This window comes from Limnohabitans sp. Bal53, assembly GCF_003063355.1.
In the GTDB taxonomy this organism is placed as follows: domain Bacteria; phylum Pseudomonadota; class Gammaproteobacteria; order Burkholderiales; family Burkholderiaceae_C; genus Limnohabitans_A.
Genome location: NZ_NESH01000002.1, coordinates 931,997 through 950,979, shown reverse-complemented (window position 1 = coordinate 950,979; position 18,983 = coordinate 931,997). Strand labels below are relative to the sequence as shown.

13 protein-coding genes are annotated in these 18,983 nt (G+C 57.9%); 9 read left to right on the top strand and 4 right to left on the bottom strand.

Annotation, left to right across the window (positions count from 1 at the left end):
• The coding region (locus B9Z50_RS18110) for a beta strand repeat-containing protein (protein WP_370463065.1) at positions 1-4,080 on the bottom strand (4,080 nt) is incomplete at its 3' end.
• Between the two features lie 407 nt (positions 4,081-4,487).
• On the opposite strand from B9Z50_RS18110, the gene B9Z50_RS09455 reads away from it, so the two are divergent.
• Genes B9Z50_RS09455 through B9Z50_RS09440 form a run of 4 tightly spaced genes read left to right on the top strand, consistent with a single transcriptional unit; the run spans position 4,488 to position 10,625 of the window.
• A complete protein-coding gene (locus tag B9Z50_RS09455) occupies positions 4,488-6,203 on the top strand; it encodes a type I secretion system permease/ATPase (RefSeq protein ID WP_108363545.1) in 1,716 nt (571 codons plus the stop codon).
• Positions 6,200-7,906, top strand: coding sequence for a type I secretion system permease/ATPase (locus B9Z50_RS09450; RefSeq protein WP_108363543.1), 1,707 nt, complete (start codon positions 6,200-6,202; stop codon positions 7,904-7,906). The genes B9Z50_RS09455 and B9Z50_RS09450 overlap by 4 nt, the downstream gene beginning before the upstream one ends.
• On the top strand, positions 7,903-9,234 hold the full coding sequence (locus B9Z50_RS09445; protein WP_108363541.1) for an HlyD family type I secretion periplasmic adaptor subunit: 1,332 nt from the start codon (positions 7,903-7,905) through the stop codon (positions 9,232-9,234). The genes B9Z50_RS09450 and B9Z50_RS09445 overlap by 4 nt, the downstream gene beginning before the upstream one ends.
• A gap of 2 nt (positions 9,235-9,236) precedes the next feature.
• Positions 9,237-10,625: a TolC family protein gene (locus tag B9Z50_RS09440; RefSeq protein ID WP_158270656.1), complete on the top strand. Its 1,389-nt coding sequence runs from the start codon at positions 9,237-9,239 to the stop codon at positions 10,623-10,625.
• Here B9Z50_RS09440 and B9Z50_RS09435 read toward each other — a convergent pair.
• On the bottom strand, positions 10,549-11,781 hold the full coding sequence (locus B9Z50_RS09435; RefSeq protein ID WP_108363537.1) for a glycosyltransferase family 4 protein: 1,233 nt from the start codon (positions 11,779-11,781) through the stop codon (positions 10,549-10,551). The two genes, B9Z50_RS09440 and B9Z50_RS09435, sit on opposite strands and share 77 nt — an antisense overlap.
• 369 nt (positions 11,782-12,150) lie before the next feature.
• A complete protein-coding gene (locus B9Z50_RS09430) occupies positions 12,151-13,125 on the bottom strand; it encodes an NADPH:quinone oxidoreductase family protein (protein ID WP_108363535.1) in 975 nt (324 codons plus the stop codon).
• A gap of 194 nt (positions 13,126-13,319) precedes the next feature.
• Here B9Z50_RS09430 and surE point away from each other — a divergent pair, with 194 nt between their 5' ends.
• The 5 genes from surE (at position 13,320) to rlmD (ending at position 18,089) form a co-directional block, all read left to right on the top strand.
• A complete protein-coding gene (surE, locus tag B9Z50_RS09425) occupies positions 13,320-14,090 on the top strand; it encodes a 5'/3'-nucleotidase SurE (protein ID WP_108363533.1) in 771 nt (256 codons plus the stop codon).
• Complete coding sequence (locus tag B9Z50_RS09420) at positions 14,087-14,920, top strand: protein-L-isoaspartate(D-aspartate) O-methyltransferase (protein ID WP_108363531.1); 834 nt, start codon at positions 14,087-14,089, stop codon at positions 14,918-14,920. The genes surE and B9Z50_RS09420 overlap by 4 nt, the downstream gene beginning before the upstream one ends.
• A gap of 14 nt (positions 14,921-14,934) precedes the next feature.
• On the top strand, positions 14,935-15,756 hold the full coding sequence (locus tag B9Z50_RS09415) for a peptidoglycan DD-metalloendopeptidase family protein (RefSeq protein ID WP_370463069.1): 822 nt from the start codon (positions 14,935-14,937) through the stop codon (positions 15,754-15,756).
• Positions 15,757-15,801: 45 nt separating this feature from the next.
• Positions 15,802-16,587 carry a 3'-5' exonuclease gene (locus tag B9Z50_RS09410; RefSeq protein WP_108363529.1) on the top strand — a complete coding sequence of 262 codons (786 nt, stop codon included), beginning with the start codon at positions 15,802-15,804 and terminating at the stop codon, positions 16,585-16,587.
• 65 nt (positions 16,588-16,652) lie between these two features.
• Positions 16,653-18,089: a 23S rRNA (uracil(1939)-C(5))-methyltransferase RlmD gene (rlmD, locus tag B9Z50_RS09405; protein WP_199221701.1), complete on the top strand. Its 1,437-nt coding sequence runs from the start codon at positions 16,653-16,655 to the stop codon at positions 18,087-18,089.
• 84 nt (positions 18,090-18,173) lie between these two features.
• Here rlmD and B9Z50_RS09400 read toward each other — a convergent pair whose 3' ends face one another.
• A complete protein-coding gene (locus B9Z50_RS09400) occupies positions 18,174-18,866 on the bottom strand; it encodes a Bax inhibitor-1/YccA family protein (protein ID WP_108363527.1) in 693 nt (230 codons plus the stop codon).
• Positions 18,867-18,983 lie beyond the last annotated feature (117 nt).

Below are 18,983 nucleotides of genomic sequence, written 5' to 3'. Positions count from 1 at the left end.
GATGCGGTAATCGCCAAAGCGCCCGGAGAAGACGGCGATGTCTTTGTCGTTGGGGCCATCGCCGCCAATGAGGGTGTCGCTGCCTGCGCCGCCGACCAGCGTGTCGTTGCCTGAGCCGCCGATCAGGAAGTCGGAGCGGTCGCTGCCCTCCACCGAGTCGTTGCCAGCGCCGGCATCAAGGTACTCGGCATTGGCGCCAGCGGAAAGGGTTTCGCTGGCATCGGTGCCCATGAGCTCGCGCAGGACGGTGAAGCGGTAAGCCTGAACGCTGTTGAGGGGCAGTTGGTTGTTGAAGACTTGCACCGCCAGTGCGCCATTGGCATCGAGCGTGGTGGATTGGATTTGATCGGGCCAGGTGCTGTTGTTGAAGTTGGCGGTGTTGGCCGACAGGGTGGAGCCATCGCCACCGGCAAAGCTGATGCGTACGGACTGGTTGGCGGTGCCACCGGTGAGCTGGAACCAGTCCTTGTCGCCCACAAAGGTTTGGCCAGTGGTGGCTTGGCCGAAGCTGACTTGGGTGTTGGTGTTGGCCTGAATGTTGGAGATGTCATCCAGGATGCGCTCGGTCAGTCCGTCCAGGAACTGGATGCGCTGGATGTTGATGAGGGTGTCGGTGCCGTCACTGGCATAGGGGGTGCCGGCGATGGCGCGCACGGTAACAGAGCCGTCACTGAGGCGAGTGACGATGTAGTCGTATTCGCTGCCTGCGTACTCGACGACGTTGAAGCCCGCACCACCATCGATGGTGTCGTTGCCGGACCTGCCCACCATCGTGTCGTTGCCGTCCGATGCGATGACTGTTCCTGACCAGTCAGCGGGCAGAGTGCTGTATTCAAATCGACCCGCTTGCGTGAGCTCAATTCGATTGATTTCGTGGAGTGTTAGACCCGTGTAGTCTTGGTTCAAAGCCACTTTAAGATGACCATTGGCCGATGTGATTCTTTCCACATCCACAAACGTTAGGCCTGCAATCGATGGGTTGCTGCTGTCGGCCACAAAAGTGTCAAAGCCAGCGCCGCCATCGATCAGACCGCCTGCATCACCGGGCACATCGGTGAGGGTGTCATCCCCCTCGCCGCCGCGCAGGGTGTCGTTGCCTGCGCCAGCCACCAGTCGGTCGTTGCCATCACCGCCACTGAGTGAGTTGTCGCCCTCATCGCCCACCAGCAAGTCAGCGTTGGCACCACCAATCAAGGTGTCATTGCCACTGGTGCCACGGATACCTACAAAACCTGCTGGCAGAGTGCTGACATCGGTTTGGCCGGGCGTGGTCATTTTGAGGATGAGGCCTGCCTTGCCGCTGAGGTTGTCTTTGAAATGGTCGTATTGCGTTTGCGTCAACGCCAAACTCGCAGAGTTGGCCTCGAGCTTCTCAATGCCCGTCAATGTGGCGTTGGACAGGTCCACATCACTGCCTGTGATGCGCAGGGTGTCGGTGCCTAAGCCACCGTGAATGGTGTCGGTCAGCGTGCTCTTGCCACTGACAATGACCAGGTCATTACCGGCGCCTGCATCGATATTGTCTGTGCCAGAGCCGCTGCTGATGGTGTCATTGCCATCGCCTGCTGTGATGCTGTCATTGCCGCCGTAGGTGGTCAGGGTTTCACTGGCAGCGGTGCCTGTGAGTGTGTAGTTTTGATCGCCGCTGACGCTGATGGTGGCGCCGTTGGTTAGGACTTTGGCGCTGAGGTCCACCGTGCCGCCGCCTTTGACGACAAAGTTGCCGCCAGACAGGGTGGTCAGGCCGGCGAGCTGTGAAGCGTTCAAGTAGATCGCTGAAGGGCCGTAAGCGTAGGAAACACCTGCATAGGTGTAATTGCCTCGGCTCAATTCAATGTGTTCAAACCCCTCAACCTTGGCTTGGCTCAGATCGATGCCAAACGGCAACTCTGTTGCCGGACGTTCGTACTCCCAACGCCAACTGCCAAGCACGTTGTAAAGGGATTCATTGAATGCAAACTTGAGCGTATCATTGCCGGTGCCGCCGGCATAACTGCCTTGAATTAAATAATTTGAGCCATTGGTTGTTGAGGAAATAACTTGCTCTGCGCGGTGTTGCAAGTCCCAGTTAGAACCCCAGCCCCTTTCCCAGACCACTGTGTCGTTGCCTGCTCCGCCCACGACGGTGTTGTTGCCCGCAAAAGGGCGAATGATGTTGTCACCCGCACCCGCCTTGAGGACATCGTCTCCTGCCGTGCCCTCGAGTGTGTAGCTGCCGCCCAAGGCGCTGAAGTCTTGGTTGCTGCCGCTGAAGATGACGTTGTTGGCGCTGTCAAAACCGGCCAATTGTGCGGCGGTGACGGTGACGCGCTGGCCTGTGCCTTGCATCAACTCCACCGAGTTGAACGTCGCTCCCGTGAGGTTGACATCGCTGGTGACCAGCAAGGTGTCGGTGCCTTCGCCCCCGTCAAACAAGTCGTTGACGCTCGTTTCACCGGAGGTGATGAAGGTGTCATTGCCTGCCTCGCCATACAGCGCGTCGGTGCCTGCACCGCCCCGGAGGCGGTCATCGCCTGCGCCTGCGTTGATGGTGTCGTTGCCATCGCCGCCGTCAAAGGCCTCGCCCCGCTCGGTGCCGGTGATCTTGTCGTTGCCGCCCAGGCCTGCCACCTCATCGGCCTTGGTCTGCTCCGTCGCACCGTCGGTGCTCAAGGTGTCGTCACCCGCGGTGCCTGCGCGGTAGCGGCTGATGCTGATGCTGTAGGCACCCTGATTGGGATCGTTGTAATTGGGTTCGTCACCCCACTCACTGTTCATCACAATGAAAGCGGTATTGCCGCCGAATGCGCCACCTTCAGCGTTGGCACCCCACTGGATGCCCTTGATCAGGTACTCCCGCGTGCCGCTGAAGTAATTCAAATCAAAGCTGTTTTTGGTGCTGTTGTCTGACAGGTCGGTGAACTGCAGGGCCGAGCCCGATACGTTGACAAACGACAAGGACTTGCCGGTGGGGAAGTAGCCATCGCGCATGGTGACGGTGACCTTCAAGGTGGTGTTTTTGTCCACCACCTGCCGGCCAAAGTCAAAAGCGATCCAGTCGTCGTCGTGGCGGTTGGTGAACCGGCCCTCAATGACTTGGCCCATTTGGGCGAATTGGGACTGCGTCTGGATGTCGGTGCCGCTGAAGACGTCGTGGTCATCGACCCCGTAGTCCAAGTCTGCAAAGCGCAGGACCTCTACACCTTTGACAAAGTCTACCTCGCCGGTGCTGATGTGGCTGATTTGCCACCAAACGTCTTGGGCCGGGTTCTCGCTGGAGGTATTGGAATTGGTGATGCGGTAATCGCCAAAGCGCCCGGAGAAGACGGCGATGTCTTTGTCGTTGGGGCCATCGCCGCCAATGAGGGTGTCGCTGCCTGCGCCGCCGACCAGCGTGTCGTTGCCTGAGCCGCCGATCAGGAAGTCGGAGCGGTCGCTGCCCTCCACCGAGTCGTTGCCAGCGCCGGCATCAAGGTACTCGGCATTGGCGCCAGCGGAAAGGGTTTCGCTGGCATCGGTGCCCATGAGCTCGCGCAGGACGGTGAAGCGGTAAGCCTGAACGCTGTTGAGGGGCAGTTGGTTGTTGAAGACTTGCACCGCCAGTGCGCCATTGGCATCGAGCGTGGTGGATTGGATTTGATCGGGCCAGGTGCTGTTGTTGAAGTTGGCGGTGTTGGCCGACAGGGTGGAGCCATCGCCACCGGCAAAGCTGATGCGTACGGACTGGTTGGCGGTGCCACCGGTGAGCTGGAACCAGTCCTTGTCGCCCACAAAGGTTTGGCCAGTGGTGGCTTGGCCGAAGCTGACTTGGGTGTTGGTGTTGGCCTGAATGTTGGAGATGTCATCCAGGATGCGCTCGGTCAGTCCGTCCAGGAACTGGATGCGCTGGATGTTGATGAGGGTGTCGGTGCCGTCACTGGCATAGGGGGTGCCGGCGATGGCGCGCACGGTAACAGAGCCGTCACTGAGGCGAGTGACGATGTAGTCGTATTCGCTGCCTGCGTACTCGACGACGTTAAAGCCCGCACCACCATCGATGGTGTCGTTGCCAGTGCCACCGGTCAGGGTGTCGTTGTTAGGGGTTCCGTTGATCAATGACATGGAATTTTCCTTACTCAAGGAGACGCCGCAACAGCGGCAGGGGCCGAGCTAAAATGCAATACCTGTATTTTCTGTCAATTTATGCATTTTTATAAGAATTTTTGCGCTCAATGACTAAAACCTATTTTTCTAACATATATCTGATTTGTTAATCATTTTTACCATTGATATAACGTAATATTAATTTTTTACTTACATCAGTCTGTTCTATCTGGGTGCGTCTTTTTTTAAGGCTGTTCTAATTCTGGAGTTTGATTTGAGGATAAAGTCCATAATTGTGGTTGAGGTTGAGGTTGATTGATTGAAGTGAATCATAAAGTTTTATTTTTAATTCAGTTATCAAATTTTTTAATGTTATTACCAATCTTTGAGGCTTGTCTTTCTTCATCGATCTGTGAAAAAGTTCCATGACAATACCTGTTGACCACGCTGAGCTGCGTCAATCCTTTTCAGTCCTTCGACCTTACTGGGGTCGCTGCTTACTTTTTTCATGCTTGCTTGGTCTTTTGGTACTCGTTTCAACGTTTTACATGTTCGAAGTTTATGAGCGCGTTGTGAACAGTCGAGACATCACCACCTTGCTTGTATTGACCGTGTTGGTGTTGTTTGTATACGTCCTGATGGAGGTTTTGGAGTGGTCGCGGAGCGAAATGCTCCGTGCGATGGGGCAGCGCTGGGACGCGCAACTGACCCCTCGTTTGCTGGATGTGGCGCGGCGTGCCCGCTTGCAACGCCAGGATACGCCGCCAGGACAGGTGCTTGATGACTTTAGAATTTTGCGCGATGGGCTCATGAATCCAGTTGTCGGCGCGGCCATGGAGGCGCCGATGTCTTTGGTTTTTTTGTTGTTGTTATTTGCATTTCACCCCTTGCTTGGCTGGGCTTCACTGGTAGGGGCAGTGGTTCAGGTTGCCATTACCGCCTGGAACGAAAAACGCAGCAGTGCTGCGCTGCGTGAAGCCGGTCGTGCATCGATGGCAGCCCAGGCTTCGGTGGACGAGGCTCTTCGTCACACCGATGTGGTTGCGGCCTTGGGGTTGCAGCCAGCTTTGCTCCAGCGCTGGGGGAAATGGCAGTCACGTCTGGTGGCCCAGCAGGCCCAAGCCTCGGACAGTGCCGGAGTCTTTCAAGCTGTCAGTAAATTTTTGCAAACATTGATGGGCTCTTTGTTGCTGGGTTTGTCGGCTTATCTGCTGCTGCTCAATGAGTTGCCTGGCGGCGGTGGGCTGATGATCATGGCGTCGGTACTGGGGGGGCGTGTGTTGACCCCTCTGGTGCAGGCGGTAACGCAGTGGCGTGCTGTGGTGAACATGCGTGAGGCCTGGAAACGCCTGTCCAGTGCACTGGCGTCGCTGCCGCTCACGCAGCCCACCATGCCCCTGCCAGCGCCCCGAGGTCACTTGAGCGCAGAGGGAGTTTGGGCGCTGCCTCCGGGCGCAGGGCTGCCTGTGCTGCGGGGTGTATCTATGAATTTGCCGCCAGGGCAGTGCCTGGGTGTGATTGGCCCTTCGGGTTCGGGTAAGAGTAGTCTGGCCCGGGTGCTTGTGGGTTTTTGGCCTTCAAGCCAAGGTAAGGTGCGCCTCGATGGGGCTGATTTGTTCGCATGGGACAAGGCCGAGTTGGGACAGCACATGGGTTATTTGCCGCAATCGGTGGATTTGCTCGATGGCAGTCTGGCGCAAAACATCACGCGATTCAATGAGCCAGGGTCGGCCGCTTTGCGTGACGTGTTGGCGTTGACCGAACTTGACGAACTCGTGAATGCCTTGCCCCAAGGCCTAGATACGCCCTTGGGGCGCGATGGCGTGCGATTGTCGGCAGGACAGCGCCAACGCGTCGGACTGGCCCGGGCCTTGTATGGAGAGCCTGCCCTGGTCGTCATGGACGAACCCAACGCGCACATGGATGAAGACGGCGAACGGGTTTTGATGCGGGTGCTGACTGCGCTCAAGGCCCGAGGTGCGACGGTGGTGCTGATGACGCACCGAAATGCTTTGCTGGCCGCCAGCGATCAGCTCTTAATTTTGCGAGACGGCGTGACTCAGGCCTATGGGCCACGTGACGAGGTGGTTCGCGCTTTGCAAAAGGCTGCGGCTGCGGCCCAGTCAGGTAAACGGCCATGAACAAGCCTCGCACAGAGCTTCAATCGGTATTGTGGACACTGCGTCGTGGTTGGTGGGCTGTGGCCATTTTTTCTGGAGTGGCCAATGTGTTGATGTTGGCGCCCACCCTCTACATGCTCCAGGTCTATGACCGCGTGCTGATCAGCCAGAGTGGCATGACATTGCTGGTGGTTTCCGTAATCACGCTGTTTTTGCTCTGTGTCATGGCCTTTTCAGAGGCTCTGCGCTCACGGTTGCTTGTGCGTCTGGGTGTGAAGCTGGATGCGGCCCTGGCCAGACGTGTCTTCAATGCCAGTTTCGAATCGAATGCGTTGCAAGCCAACAGTCAGCCCTCCAAAGTTTTCAGCGATGTGCTGGAGCTTCGGCAATTTCTGACTGGGCACGGCATCATTGCTTTTCTGGATGCGCCATGGACGCCTGTTTACATTGGGGTGCTGTTTTTGTTGCACCCCACCCTGGGCTGGGTGGCTTGTGTGTTCGCCCTGCTGCAGGCCACTTTGGCCTGGCAAGGACATCAACGGGCCGTAGCGCCCGCAGCAGATTTGCAGGCCGCCCAGCAAAGCAGCAGTCAGGGTTTGCGCGAAATGATGCGGCAGATTGAGGCGGTACAGCCTATGGGGATGTGGCCTGCGTTGCAGGCACGCTGGCTTCAAGGGCATGAGGCCTACCGGCGCGCACATCTGCAATTGCATGCGGCCAGCCACCGTTTGACTGCCTGGAGCAAGGGCCTGCGATACAGCCAGCAGTCATTGTCTTTGGCGGCTGGCGCCTGGTTGGTCATCTATGGCGAGATGTCGGTGGGTGCCATGATTGCGGGCAATGTGCTGATGACGCGTGCATTGGCTCCGATCGACCAGATGGTGGGGTTGTGGCGACAGTGGTTGGGTGCACGCGCTGCCTACCAGCGCCTAGACAATTTGCTTGAAGCTCATCCTGAGCGGCAATTGGCACTGCGCCGCACGCGCCCGACGGGTGCATTGAACTTGCGCGGGGTCAGCGCGTGGTTAAGTGGTCGTCAGACACCAATCCTTGACGGCATCGATTTGAGTTTGAAGCCTGGCACGGTGACGGTGATAGTGGGCCCCTCTGGCAGTGGTAAGTCGACGCTGGCACGGGTGATGTTAGGCATCTGGCCCCAAGTTAGCGGCGAGGTGTCACTCGACGGTCTGTCGATCTCTGAATGGGACCGCTCGGAGCTAGGGCCCTACCTGGGGTATTTGCCGCAGTCAGTGGAGCTGTTTCAGGGCTCTGTCGCCCAGAACATCGCCCGATTTGATGAGGTCAATCCGCAAGCCGTGGTTCAAGCTGCCGAGCAAGCAGGGTTGCATTCACTGCTCTTGCAGATGCCGCAGGGCTACGACACGCCGGTGGGTGAGGTGGGTGAACGCCTGTCTGGCGGACAAAGACAGCGAATTGGACTGGCACGTGCGCTGTATGCCAACCCCGCGCTGCTGGTACTCGACGAACCCAATGCACATCTCGACGACGCTGGAGAAGCTGCGCTGGCTCAGGCGGTCAGAGACATGAAGGCCCGTGGACAAACCGTTGTACTGATCACTCACCGGCCTGCCATCGTAGCGCAGGCTGATCATTTGGTGTTGTTGCGGGCTGGACGTATCCAATGGCAGGGTCCGCGCGAACAGGCGCATCAACTTCTTGATGCGGGCACAGTGGCCAAGTCAGCCACAGGATCTCACGAATGAACAACGACAACCCACCTCAAACCTCCACCAAACTTGCGTCTCCTGATGATGTGGCTAGCGTTGCCCGCTGGGGCTTATGGTCATTGGGTCTGGGTTTGGGGGGCTTTATGCTTTGGGCCAGCTTTGCTCCCCTGGATGAGGGCGTACCTTCCCCAGCTGTGGTGGCTATTGAAACCCAGCGTAAGGCGGTCCAGCACCTCAGCGGCGGTATCGTACAGGAGGTTCGTGTGCGTGAGGGCCAAATGGTCAAGGCAGGGGAGGTGCTGTTTCGGCTGGACGAAGCTGCAGCTCGAGCAAACCACGAGAGTGTGCGGCAACGGTATCTGGGTTTACGTGCAGTCCAGGCCAGATTGCAAGCGGAACAAGCCGGGCGGCTGACTTTGTCCTTGCATGAGGATTTGCAGGCGGCGCTCGAGAAAGATCTACTCATCCGGGCTCAGGTGCAAACCCAGCAGGCGCTGCTGACCACGCGTGCCCTAGGCTTGCAGGCAGAGTTGCGTGGCATTGAAGAAAGCATTCTGGGACAACGTGCACTCATCGAATCAACTGCATTGATGCAAGGCAGTCGCCAAACCCAGCTGAAACTGATACAGGAAGAGCTGCTCAACACGCGTGAGTTGGTTATCGAGGGCTATGCGCCTCGCAACCGCCAGCTGGAGCTAGAAAGGGCGGTTGCCGATGCGCAGGCCTCGCTGTCTGAGTTGCGTGGTCGCCACGAACAAGCCTTGCGAGCCGTGGCTGAATTGGAACAGCGGAGTCTGCGTGCCCGGCATGCGTTTCTTCAAGAGGTTCAAACCCAATTGGGTTCGGTGACGTTGGAGGTGCAGTCTGATGCCGACAAGCTCCAAGCCTTGGCCAATGAACTTGGACGCACGGAAATCGCTGCATCCGTCTCAGGTCAGGTGGTGGGCCTGGCGATTCAAACGGTGGGTGGGGTGATTCAACCTGGCCAAAAGCTTCTTGACATCGTGCCGGATGCAGAGCCTATGGTTTTGGAAGCCCGCATTGCCCCTCACCTCATCGACAAAGTGCGACCTGACTTGATAACGGATGTGCGGTTTTCAGCATTTGCGCACAGCCCTCAGTTGGTGGTGGAGGGCAAGGTCCAATCTGTGTCTCAAGATTTGCTCACTGATGTCAACAGTGGTGTGACGTATTTCTTGGCACGTGTGGTGTTGACACCCGATGGAATGGGGGCCCTTCAAGGCCGCCGATTGCAGGCGGGCATGCCTGCTGAAGTGGTGATCAAGACAGGGGAGCGCTCTTTGCTGACGTACTTGCTGCATCCGCTGACCAAACGGCTTGCCGCTTCACTTAAAGAGGAATGAGCATGTGCGTGATCGGCCGTTGCATGCTGTGGTTTGTTTTGGGGGGCAGTTGTTTGGCAGCCGCAACTGGCGTCCGTGCCGAGCGCCTGACTTTGCCCGATTTGTATGGAATTTCTGTGGGGCATGATCCTGCTGTCAAGGCCGCGCGCGCCGCAGTAGCTGCAGCTGCTGAGAGATTGCCTCAGGCTCAATCGCAGGGTCTGCCCCAGGTCATATTGAGTGCAGACCGGTTTTCCAACCAGCTGGGAATGATGTCTCGGCAAGATCGGTACGAGAGTTCCAACCAGACCCTGCAAATTCGCCAGCCATTGTTGAGGTTGGGCCTGGCAGCAAGCATCGAACAGGCTGTGCGTGCGCATGACGAGGCCAAAGCCCTGCAAGAAAATGCTGAGCAGGACCTGTTGTCCCGATTGAGTGGGGCTTTGTTTGAACATTTGTTGGCGATGCAGCAGCGAGACTATGTGTTGGCCTTGAAGCTGGCCTCCAGCACACAGCTGCAAGCAGCCGAGCGCTCGCTCCTGGCGGGTTCGGGGGTGCGTACAGACGTTGATGAGGCCCGTGCGCGGTTGGATGCAGCACGCGCTCAGGAGCTTCAGGTGCAGTTGCAAATCGAAATGACCCGTCGACAGCTGGAACGCTTGGGAGGCCGCAGTTTGGGTCAATTTGCACTGTTGACTGTTGAAGACCCTTGGAACAAAGAACCTGCCTTGGATGCATTGACCCTTTGGCTTGAGCGGGCAAACAACCATCCCCAATTACGTGCTCTGCGTGCTCGCGCTCAAGCTGCGCAATACGAAGTAACCAAGGCACAGTCTATCGATATGCCCACAGTGGACGCGGTGGCGCGCTGGACCCGTAGTGAAGGCGAGAATGTGTTCAACTCCGGTGGCAGTTACCGTAACCATCAGCTGGGTTTGCAGTTCAATTGGCCCTTGTACCAAGGCGGCGCATCCCAGGCAGCGGTGCGTGAGGCATTGGCACGGGTGGATGAGGCTGAACACAGGCTGCTGGCCACGCGCGATGAATTGGCGCAGCGCTTGGAGGGTCAGTTCAGATTGGTGCAAGAGGGGCGATCGCGCATTGAAGCTTTGCGCCAAGCTGCCTTTTCGGCAAGACAAGCACTGGTGTCGAGTCGTCGCTCATTTCAAGCCGGAAGCCGTACACAACTTGATGTTTTGAATGCCGAGCAAGCATTGGCGCAAACGGCACGAGATCTGGCACAAAGTCGGTTGAGTTATCTGCAAGCTCAATTGCAATTGGCTCTGTACGCAGGACTTGAACCCGCTCAAGCCATGGACAGAATTAGGTCGTGGTTCAGCCTTGTGCCAGCAGGGCCTGAATCCAAGCCATTTGTTGCGGCAAACAGTGGGTGGTTAGGTCGTAGCGACTGAGCACTGTTTCCCGGGCGGCTTGCTTGATTTTCAACTGACGAGATGTGTCATTGAGGCATTCGATAATTTGGTTGGCCAGCGATTCAGGCTGAAAAAAATCGACGAGCCAACCGTTTTCACCATGTTGTATGACCTCTTTCACTGGGGCTGTATCCGACGCTACAACGGTAGCACCTAGACTCATGGCCTCCAGAAGTGACCATGAGACGACAAACGGGTAAGTGAGGTAGGTGTGCACCGTGCTGCACTGGAGCGTTTGGATGAATTTGTTGTATGGCAGATGGCCGACGAAATGAACCCGACTCATGTCGATTTGTCCGATAACCTCGTTGAGAAACTGCGCTTTCCACGTGCCACTGGCAGGAGGTGCGCCATAGGAGACACCATCTCCACCGATAATCACGACCTTGGCAGTCGGGTGCTGTCGCAAAACAATGGGTAATGCCCGCATGAATTGGTGGTAGCCTCGAAACGGCTCCAGATTTCGTCCCACGTAAGTGATGACTTTGTCACGGGGCGTGAGGGTGAGTGAGCGATTTTGATCATCGATCAGCGTGACCGTGGCCATTGGATCTGGCCGAACAGTCTGGGCATCGATACCGTCGTGGATAACCTGAACTTTGGCTTGGTATTCAGTTGGCAGGGTGCTAAATTGCCAATGGGTTGGGCAAATTCCCGCATCCATCAGTGACAGGTTCAGCAAATTATTGGCATTCTTGGCCACCAATCGAGCTTGAACTGAAAGAACAGTCTTACCAAATTCCGGATCAAAGCCGACATCTTGTCCGGTGCTTCGGTAGTAAAACTCCAGGTAGTGCAGTTGCCTTGTGTGAGGCCACAGTTCTTTCAGAAACAGAGGCTCTCCCCAGCCAGGGTGTGCGCAAATCAGATCAGGTGTGTAGCCCTGATGAGCCAGTTGTGCTGCCGCTCGTAAACAAGCCTCGCCACGAATTACTTTGGTTTCAAAATCATGTGCAAAGGGGTGCGTGGTTTTGCTGCTTGTGCGCTGTACACCATATCGAAAATATCGAATTCCTGGCATTGATGGCCGTTCAGCCATGCCGAGTGCTGTAACTTCGTGTCCTTGCTGTGCCAATGCTGGTGCGAGGTATTTGTATTGGCCAGGAAAGTTTTGATGGACAAAAAGAATTTTCATGAGCGCCACGGTTTTGCTGCAATCAAGGCATTTGTGCCAAAGCAATCATAAACAGATCAATTCAGACTTCTACAGGGATCTTCGATTGCTCATTTTTGAGATAGGCTGGTCAATGTCTCCACTACTTACCCCTGAATTGATTGAATTCGGTCTGGCACAAAAAGCTCCAATCAGATGATATAAAAGATGTTGTGCGATCGAGCCGAATTCAACAGGTATTTTGCCCACGGATGGCTTTGCGCATGCATTAGGGGGGCAGCAACAGCTGAGTCAGAAACTGATCAAGTGCAGAGTACCTAAGCCACGCGATGTTGTGCAAACCATAGATACTTGGACACAGCCCCTTGCAACGGGGCCGTTTTCAGCCCATCAGTTGACCATCACCAGTTTGCCCTTGACGCTGCGTGAACCCATCAGGGCGTACGCTGCTTTGAGGTCGCTCATGGGCAGGGTGCGGTCCAGCACGGGTTTGATCTTGCCTTGGCCGTACCACTGGGCCAGCTCGCCCATCATGGCCGCGTTGGCTTGGGGTTCGCGTTTGGCAAAGTCGCCCCAAAACACACCCACCAGCGATGCACCTTTGAGCAGGGGCAGGTTCAGTGGCAGAGAGGGGATAGGACCGCCTGCAAAGCCCACCACCAGATAGCGCCCACGCCAGGCGATGGAGCGAAAAGCAGGTTCGGCCAGCTCGCCGCCCACGGGGTCATACACCACGTCGGGGCCTTTGCCTTCGGTGAGGGTTTTCAGGGCCTCGCGCAGGTTTTCGCGGCTGTAATTGATGGTGGCATCGGCGCCCAGTGTGGTGCACAGTGTGCATTTTTCGTCGGTAGATGCCGCTGCAATGACTTTGGCCCCCATGGCTTTGGCAATCTGAATGGCCGCCGTGCCCACGCCGCCTGCAGCGCCGAGCACCAGCACGGTCTCACCCGCTTTGAGGGCCGCGCGGTCCACCAACGCGTGGTGCGAGGTGGCATACGTCATGATGAAGGCCGCGCCATCGGTGGCCGGAAAACCGGCGGGCAAAGGCATGCACAGTTTGGCTGGAGCCAAGGTGTGGGTGCCAAAGCCGCCAGTGCCCGACAGGCAGGCCACGCTTTGTCCAACTTTCAAGTGCGTCACGCCTTCGCCGACGGCCTGCACCGTGCCGGCGTACTCCGAGCCCGGCACAAAGGGCAACTCGGGCTTCATCTGGTATTTGTTTTGCACGATCAGCAGGTCTGGAAAATTCAGGCTGGCCGCCTCAATCTGAAGGAGTACCTGACCTGGCCCGGGTGTGGGGGTGGGCAGTTCTTTCCAGGTGAGGGCGTCAACGCCCGTGGGGTTCTCGCAAAGCCAAGCATGCATGCCGTGTCTCCAAATGAAATCAGGGATCAAAAGGCTGATCTTAGGCATTCAGGCGCTGCCCTTCGTGTCCCCCTAGCGACCGCCTGCGCAGGGCCTGAGCGCCGCCTGTTTTGGCCGCCATCGTGGCCTTTATTTGGTGGGCCTGCGCACCTGGGGCATCGCCCTACAATGGCCGACTGAACAAACGCTCATCTATGAAAATCCTGATCTCCAACGACGATGGCTTTCGGGCCGAGGGCATCGTGGCCTTGTACAACGCGCTCAAGGACATGGCCGATGTCGAAGTGGTGGCCCCAGAGCACAACAACAGTGCCAAATCCAATGCTTTGACCCTGCACACGCCGCTGTATGTGAACCGGGCAGACAACGGGTTTCGGTATGTCAATGGCACGCCTGCAGACTGTGTGCACATCGCCTTGACGGGCTTGTTGGGCTATCGCCCGGATCTCGTGATCTCGGGCATCAACAACGGGGCCAACATGGGGGACGACACCTTGTATTCCGGTACCGTGGGCGCCGCCATGGAGGGGTATTTGTTTGGCATTCCGGCCATTGCGGTGTCGCAAATCGACAAAGGCTGGGCGCACCTGGATGCGGCCGCCAGCACCGTGGCGCGCATGGTCCAAGAAATGATGCGGCAGAGCCTGATCGGCACGCGGCCTTGGTTGTTGAATGTGAACATCCCCAACTTGCCTTTGGATCAGATCAAGTCACCCAAGGTGTGTCGCCTCGGGCGGCGGCATGCGGCCGAGCCGGTCATCACCCAGGTGGACCCGCGGGGCCAGACCATGTACTGGATTGGCGCTGCCGGTGCAGCCATGGACGACAGCGCAGGCACCGATTTCCACGCGGCTGACCAGGGGCATGTGGTGGTGACACCACTGAAAGTGGATTTGACCGAACACGATCACTTGCAGGCCTGGAGCCAGACCTGCGCTCGCCTGTGGTCACAGGACGGGGCATGAAAGCCAGGCCCAGCTTCCCTGCCAAATTGCCTCCTGCCGGGGGGCAGACCGCGGCTTCGTTGAGCCCTAAGGCCGCCCCGGTCCATCCACACCCTGCAGCGGGGCTGGTGGCACGCAATGGGCTGCCCAGCCCGATGCCGGGGCGATCTTCACCCGTGTCCGCCAGGCCTGTTTCCAGCGGTTTGGGTTTGGATTCGAGTGCGGTGCGTGCCCGAATGGTGGCCAAATTGGCCGAACAGGGCGTGCAAGATCTGTGGGTTTTGCAGGCCATGGGCCAGGTGGAGCGGCACCGTTTTGTCGAAACCGCCTTGGCAGGTCAGGCCTATGAAGACACCAGCTTGCCGATTGGTTTGGGGCAAACGATTTCCAAACCGAACGTTGTGGCCCGCATGATCGAGTTGCTGCGACAAGATGCGCCGGGCAAACTGGGACGCGTGCTGGAAATTGGGACGGGTTGCGGCTACCAAGCGGCTTTGCTCAGCCTGGTGGCCAGCGAGGTCTACAGCATCGAGCGTTTGCGCGGCTTGCACGAAAAAGCCAAGAAAAATCTGCTGCCGTTTCGCTTGCCCAATGTGCACCTTTTATTGGGGGACGGCATGCTGGGGTTTCCTAAAGGCGCGCCTTACGCCGGGATCATTTCGGCCGCGGGAGGCGATGATGTACCTCTGGCTTGGTTGGATCAGTTGGCCGTAGGGGCTCGGCTGGTGGCCCCCACGGTTACGGCCTCGGGGCACCAGGCGCTGGTGGTGATTCGCAAAACCGCCACGGGCTTTGATCGACAAGTTCTGGAAGCGGTTCATTTTGTACCTCTAAAATCGGGGATCGCATGAAAGAATGGCACCGGATGATGTTTCGTGAAGTTTCCCGTTTTTGGCTCGCAGCTTTGACACTGCTGGTGTTGGCAGGTTGCACCTCCTCACCTCGGGCGCCAGCCCCGGTAGAAACGCGCGGTACCAGCCCCAAAATGAGTGCACCGGTAGCCGCGCCTGCAGCCGAGACAGTGAAAGTCCTGCCGGGCGCGGAAAACGCCGGTAAGCCGGGTTATTACACGGTGCAGCGTGGCGACACCTTGACACGAATTGGCTTGGACCATGGCCAGTCCTGGCGCGATTTGGTCAGCTGGAACAACCTGCCCAATGCCCACTTGATCGAAGTGGGGCAAGTCCTGCGCGTGGCTCCTCCAAACGCCACGGTTGCCGCCAATGGCGTGGTGGTTCAGCCGATGGGGGGCAGCACCGAAGCGGCGACGCCCGCCAAGCCTGCGGCAGCACCCGTGCCCGCACCGTCTGCCAACGACGAGGGATTGGGTTTTGCCTGGCCCGCCAGTGGCAGCGTGATCGGTGGCTTTGACGAGGCCAAAAACAAAGGTTTGGACATTGCCGGCAAAGCGGGTGACCCGGTGCTGGCGGCTGCCGATGGCCAAGTGGTTTATGCCGGTGCAGGCTTGCGCGGCTATGGCAACTTGATCATTCTCAAACACAACAACACCTTCTTGACCGCCTATGCGCACAACCAAGCCTTGCTTGTCAAGGAAGATCAAAAAGTGCGCAAGGGCCAGAAAATTGCCGAAATGGGCAAGACCGATGCAGACCGTGTGAAGCTGCATTTTGAGATCCGCCGCCAAGGCAAACCGGTGGATCCGGCGAAATACCTGCCTGTGCGCTGAAGCGCCAAGCTGTTGGGTCGATCTTCACAAGCGCAGGCTCGAACCATGCCTTGGCCTGTTCTGGTGTTCGATATCGAAACCATCCCCGACATGGCGGGTTGGCGTCGGCTCAACCCGAATGACGCAGCCTTGAGCGATGCGCAGGTGCACGCGCAGTGGCAGACCGAGCGGGTGGCAGAGGGCAAAAGTGATTTCATGCCCTTGTACCTGCAGCGCATTTTGTGCATCAGCTGCGTGTTTCGCAATGCCGAGGGTTTGCGCGTGCACTCCTTTGTGGACCGCGATGGCCACAGCGAAGCCAAAGTGGTGCAGACCTTTTTTCAGGCCATTGAAAAGCACGCACCGCAGTTGGTCAGCTGGAACGGCAGTGGCTTCGATTTGCCGGTACTGCATTACCGAGGCTTGATGCACGGTGTGGTGGCCGATAAGTATTGGGACCTGGGCGACGATGACCGTGAGTTCAAGTGGAACAACTACATCTCGCGCTACCACATGCGCCACTTGGACCTGATGGACCTGTTGGCCAAATACACGCCCAAAAACAACGCCCCTATGGACGCACTGGCCAAGCTGTGCGGCTTTCCCGGCAAGCTGGGCATGGACGGCTCGCAGGTCTATGCGCAATTCCAGGCCGGGCACACCGAAGACATCCGGCGTTACTGCGAAACCGATGTGATGAACACCTATTTGCTTTATTGCCGCTTTCAGAAAATGCGCGGCGGCTTCACCGAGGCCGAGTACGAGCAAGAAATCGCCTTTGTCCAAGACGAGTTGGGCAACTTGGCCCCGCAAGAGCCGCACTGGCAAGAATACCTGCAGGCCTGGACCTGAAGTTTCCTAGCGAAACTGTGTGCTGGGCCCTTAAGGGCGGCCTCACATCCTGAGACAATCAGGGGATGAGCGATCCAGACATTTCCCTATCCCAAGCCCACGCCGACGAACCCAGCCACTCCAGCGCCGACCTGCCAGAGGGCTGGCTGCGTGTGGGCTCCTTGGACATGGATGCCCAAGGCATCGCCCGCCGAGCTGATGGCAAAGTCGTGTTCATCGAAGGTGCTTTGCCTTTTGAGCTGGTCTCGGTCAATGTTCACCGCAAAAAGAACAACTGGGAGCAGGGCACCGTTACCCAGATCCACCATGAGTCGTCCCAGCGTGTGCGTCCCGGCTGCCCGCATTTTGGTTTGCATGCGGGTGCCTGCGGCGGCTGCAAGATGCAGCACCTGGAGGCCTCGGCCCAAGTGGCCATCAAGCAACGCGTGCTCGAAGACAACCTGTGGCACCTTGGCAAAGTCAAATCCGAAACCATGCTGCGCCCCATCGAGGGGCCGACTTGGGGCTACCGCTACCGCGCTCGCCTGTCGGTGCGTTATGTGATCAAAAAAGGTGAAGTGCTGATTGGCTTCCACGAGCGCAAGAGCCGTTACATCGCTGACATGAAAGTGTGCCCAGTTCTGCCGCCCCATGTCAGCCGCATGTTGCTGCCATTGCGCGCCTTGATCGGCCAGATGGAATCCCGCGAAACCTTGCCCCAATTGGAGCTGGCCTGCGGCGACGAGGTCACGGCTTTGGTGCTGCGCCACCTGGAGCCCTTGAGTGATGGCGACAAAGCCCTGTTGAGGACATTTGCCGCCGAGCACCAGGTGCAGTGGTGGCTGCAGCCCAAAGGCCCGGACACGGTGCATTTGCTGGACGAGGGTGGGGTGCAGCTCAGTTACGGCCTGCCCGACTTTGACATCACCATGCCGTTTCGGCCCACTGATTTCACCCAAGTCAATCCCTACATCAACCGCGTGTTGGTGGCCCGCGCGCTGCGCCTGCTGCAAGCACAAAAGACCGAGCGGGTCATTGACTGGTTCTGCGGCCTGGGCAACTTCACCTTGCCGCTCGCCACGCAAGCGGGCGAAGTGCTGGGTATTGAAGGCGCCGAGACCCTGGTCGCGCGTTCACGTGACAACTACGCCCGCAACCAAGCCACTCGGCCCGAAGGTCAGACATTGGCTCCTACACAGTTTGTGGCGCGCAATTTGTTTGAGATGACGCCCGAGATGCTGGTGGCCGACGGCACGGCCGATAAATGGCTGGTGGACCCGCCGCGCGAAGGCGCCTTTGCCCTGAGCAAGGCGCTGGCCGAATTGCACGAAAACCATGATCTTCGCCAGGGCTGGACACCGCCAAAACGCATTGTGTATGTGAGCTGCAACCCCGCTACCCTGGCCCGTGATGCGGGCATTCTGGTGCACCGCACTGGCTACCGCTGCGTGGCCGCAGGGGTGATCAACATGTTTGCGCACACGGCCCATGTGGAGAGCATGGCGGTGTTTGAGTTGGCCTGAAGCCGCTCAATGGGAGGCCGGGCATTCGTCCGGAACCAACAAAAAAGGCTCCCGAGGGAGCCTTTTTTGCGCATGCAAAGCAGATCAGTCGCGTTCGCCGCCCATGATGCCGAGCAATGCCAGCAGGCTTTGGAAGATGTTGAACACGCTCATGTAAAGGGCCAAGGTGGCGCTGATGTAGTTGGTCTCGCCTCCATCCAAGATGCGCTTGAGGTCATACAGCAAGAAGGCGCTGAAGATGCCGATGGCCAAAGTGGAGATGACCAGCATGCCGGCGGTGGAGCCCACGAACACGTTGATGATGCCGCCCACCATCAGGACCATGGCGCCAACAAACAGCCATTTGCCCATGCCCGACAGATCGCGCTTGATGACGCTGGCCAAGCTGGCCATGACAAAGAACACACCGGCAGTGCCTGCAAAAGCGGTCATCACCAGGTCGGAGCCGTTCTTGAAGCCCAAAACCATGGCGATCATGCGCGAGAGCATCAGGCCCATGAAGAAGGTGAAGGCCAGCAGCACGGGCACGCCAGCGGCCGAGTTTTTGGTTTTCTCGATGGCGAACATGAAACCAAATGCGCCACCCAGGAAAACGATCAGGCCCATGAAGCCTGTCAGGGATTGGGTGATGCCTGTGCTCACGCCGACCCAAGCACCCAGCACAGTGGGCAGCATGCTCAGTGCCAGCAGCCAATAGGTGTTGCGCAGAACGCGGTTGCGTGCCGCCAGGTCCACATGGCCCCAGCCAGCGGAATTGAGGGTGCGAAGGTCGCTCATGGTGTATCTCCTGAAAAGGCCTTAGAAAAAGGATTGTTCATTGTAGGGGCCCCAACCGGGCGGGGTACAAAAGCCAGGGATTTCCGGCAGATGATGGGGTTATCCGGGTGAATCACT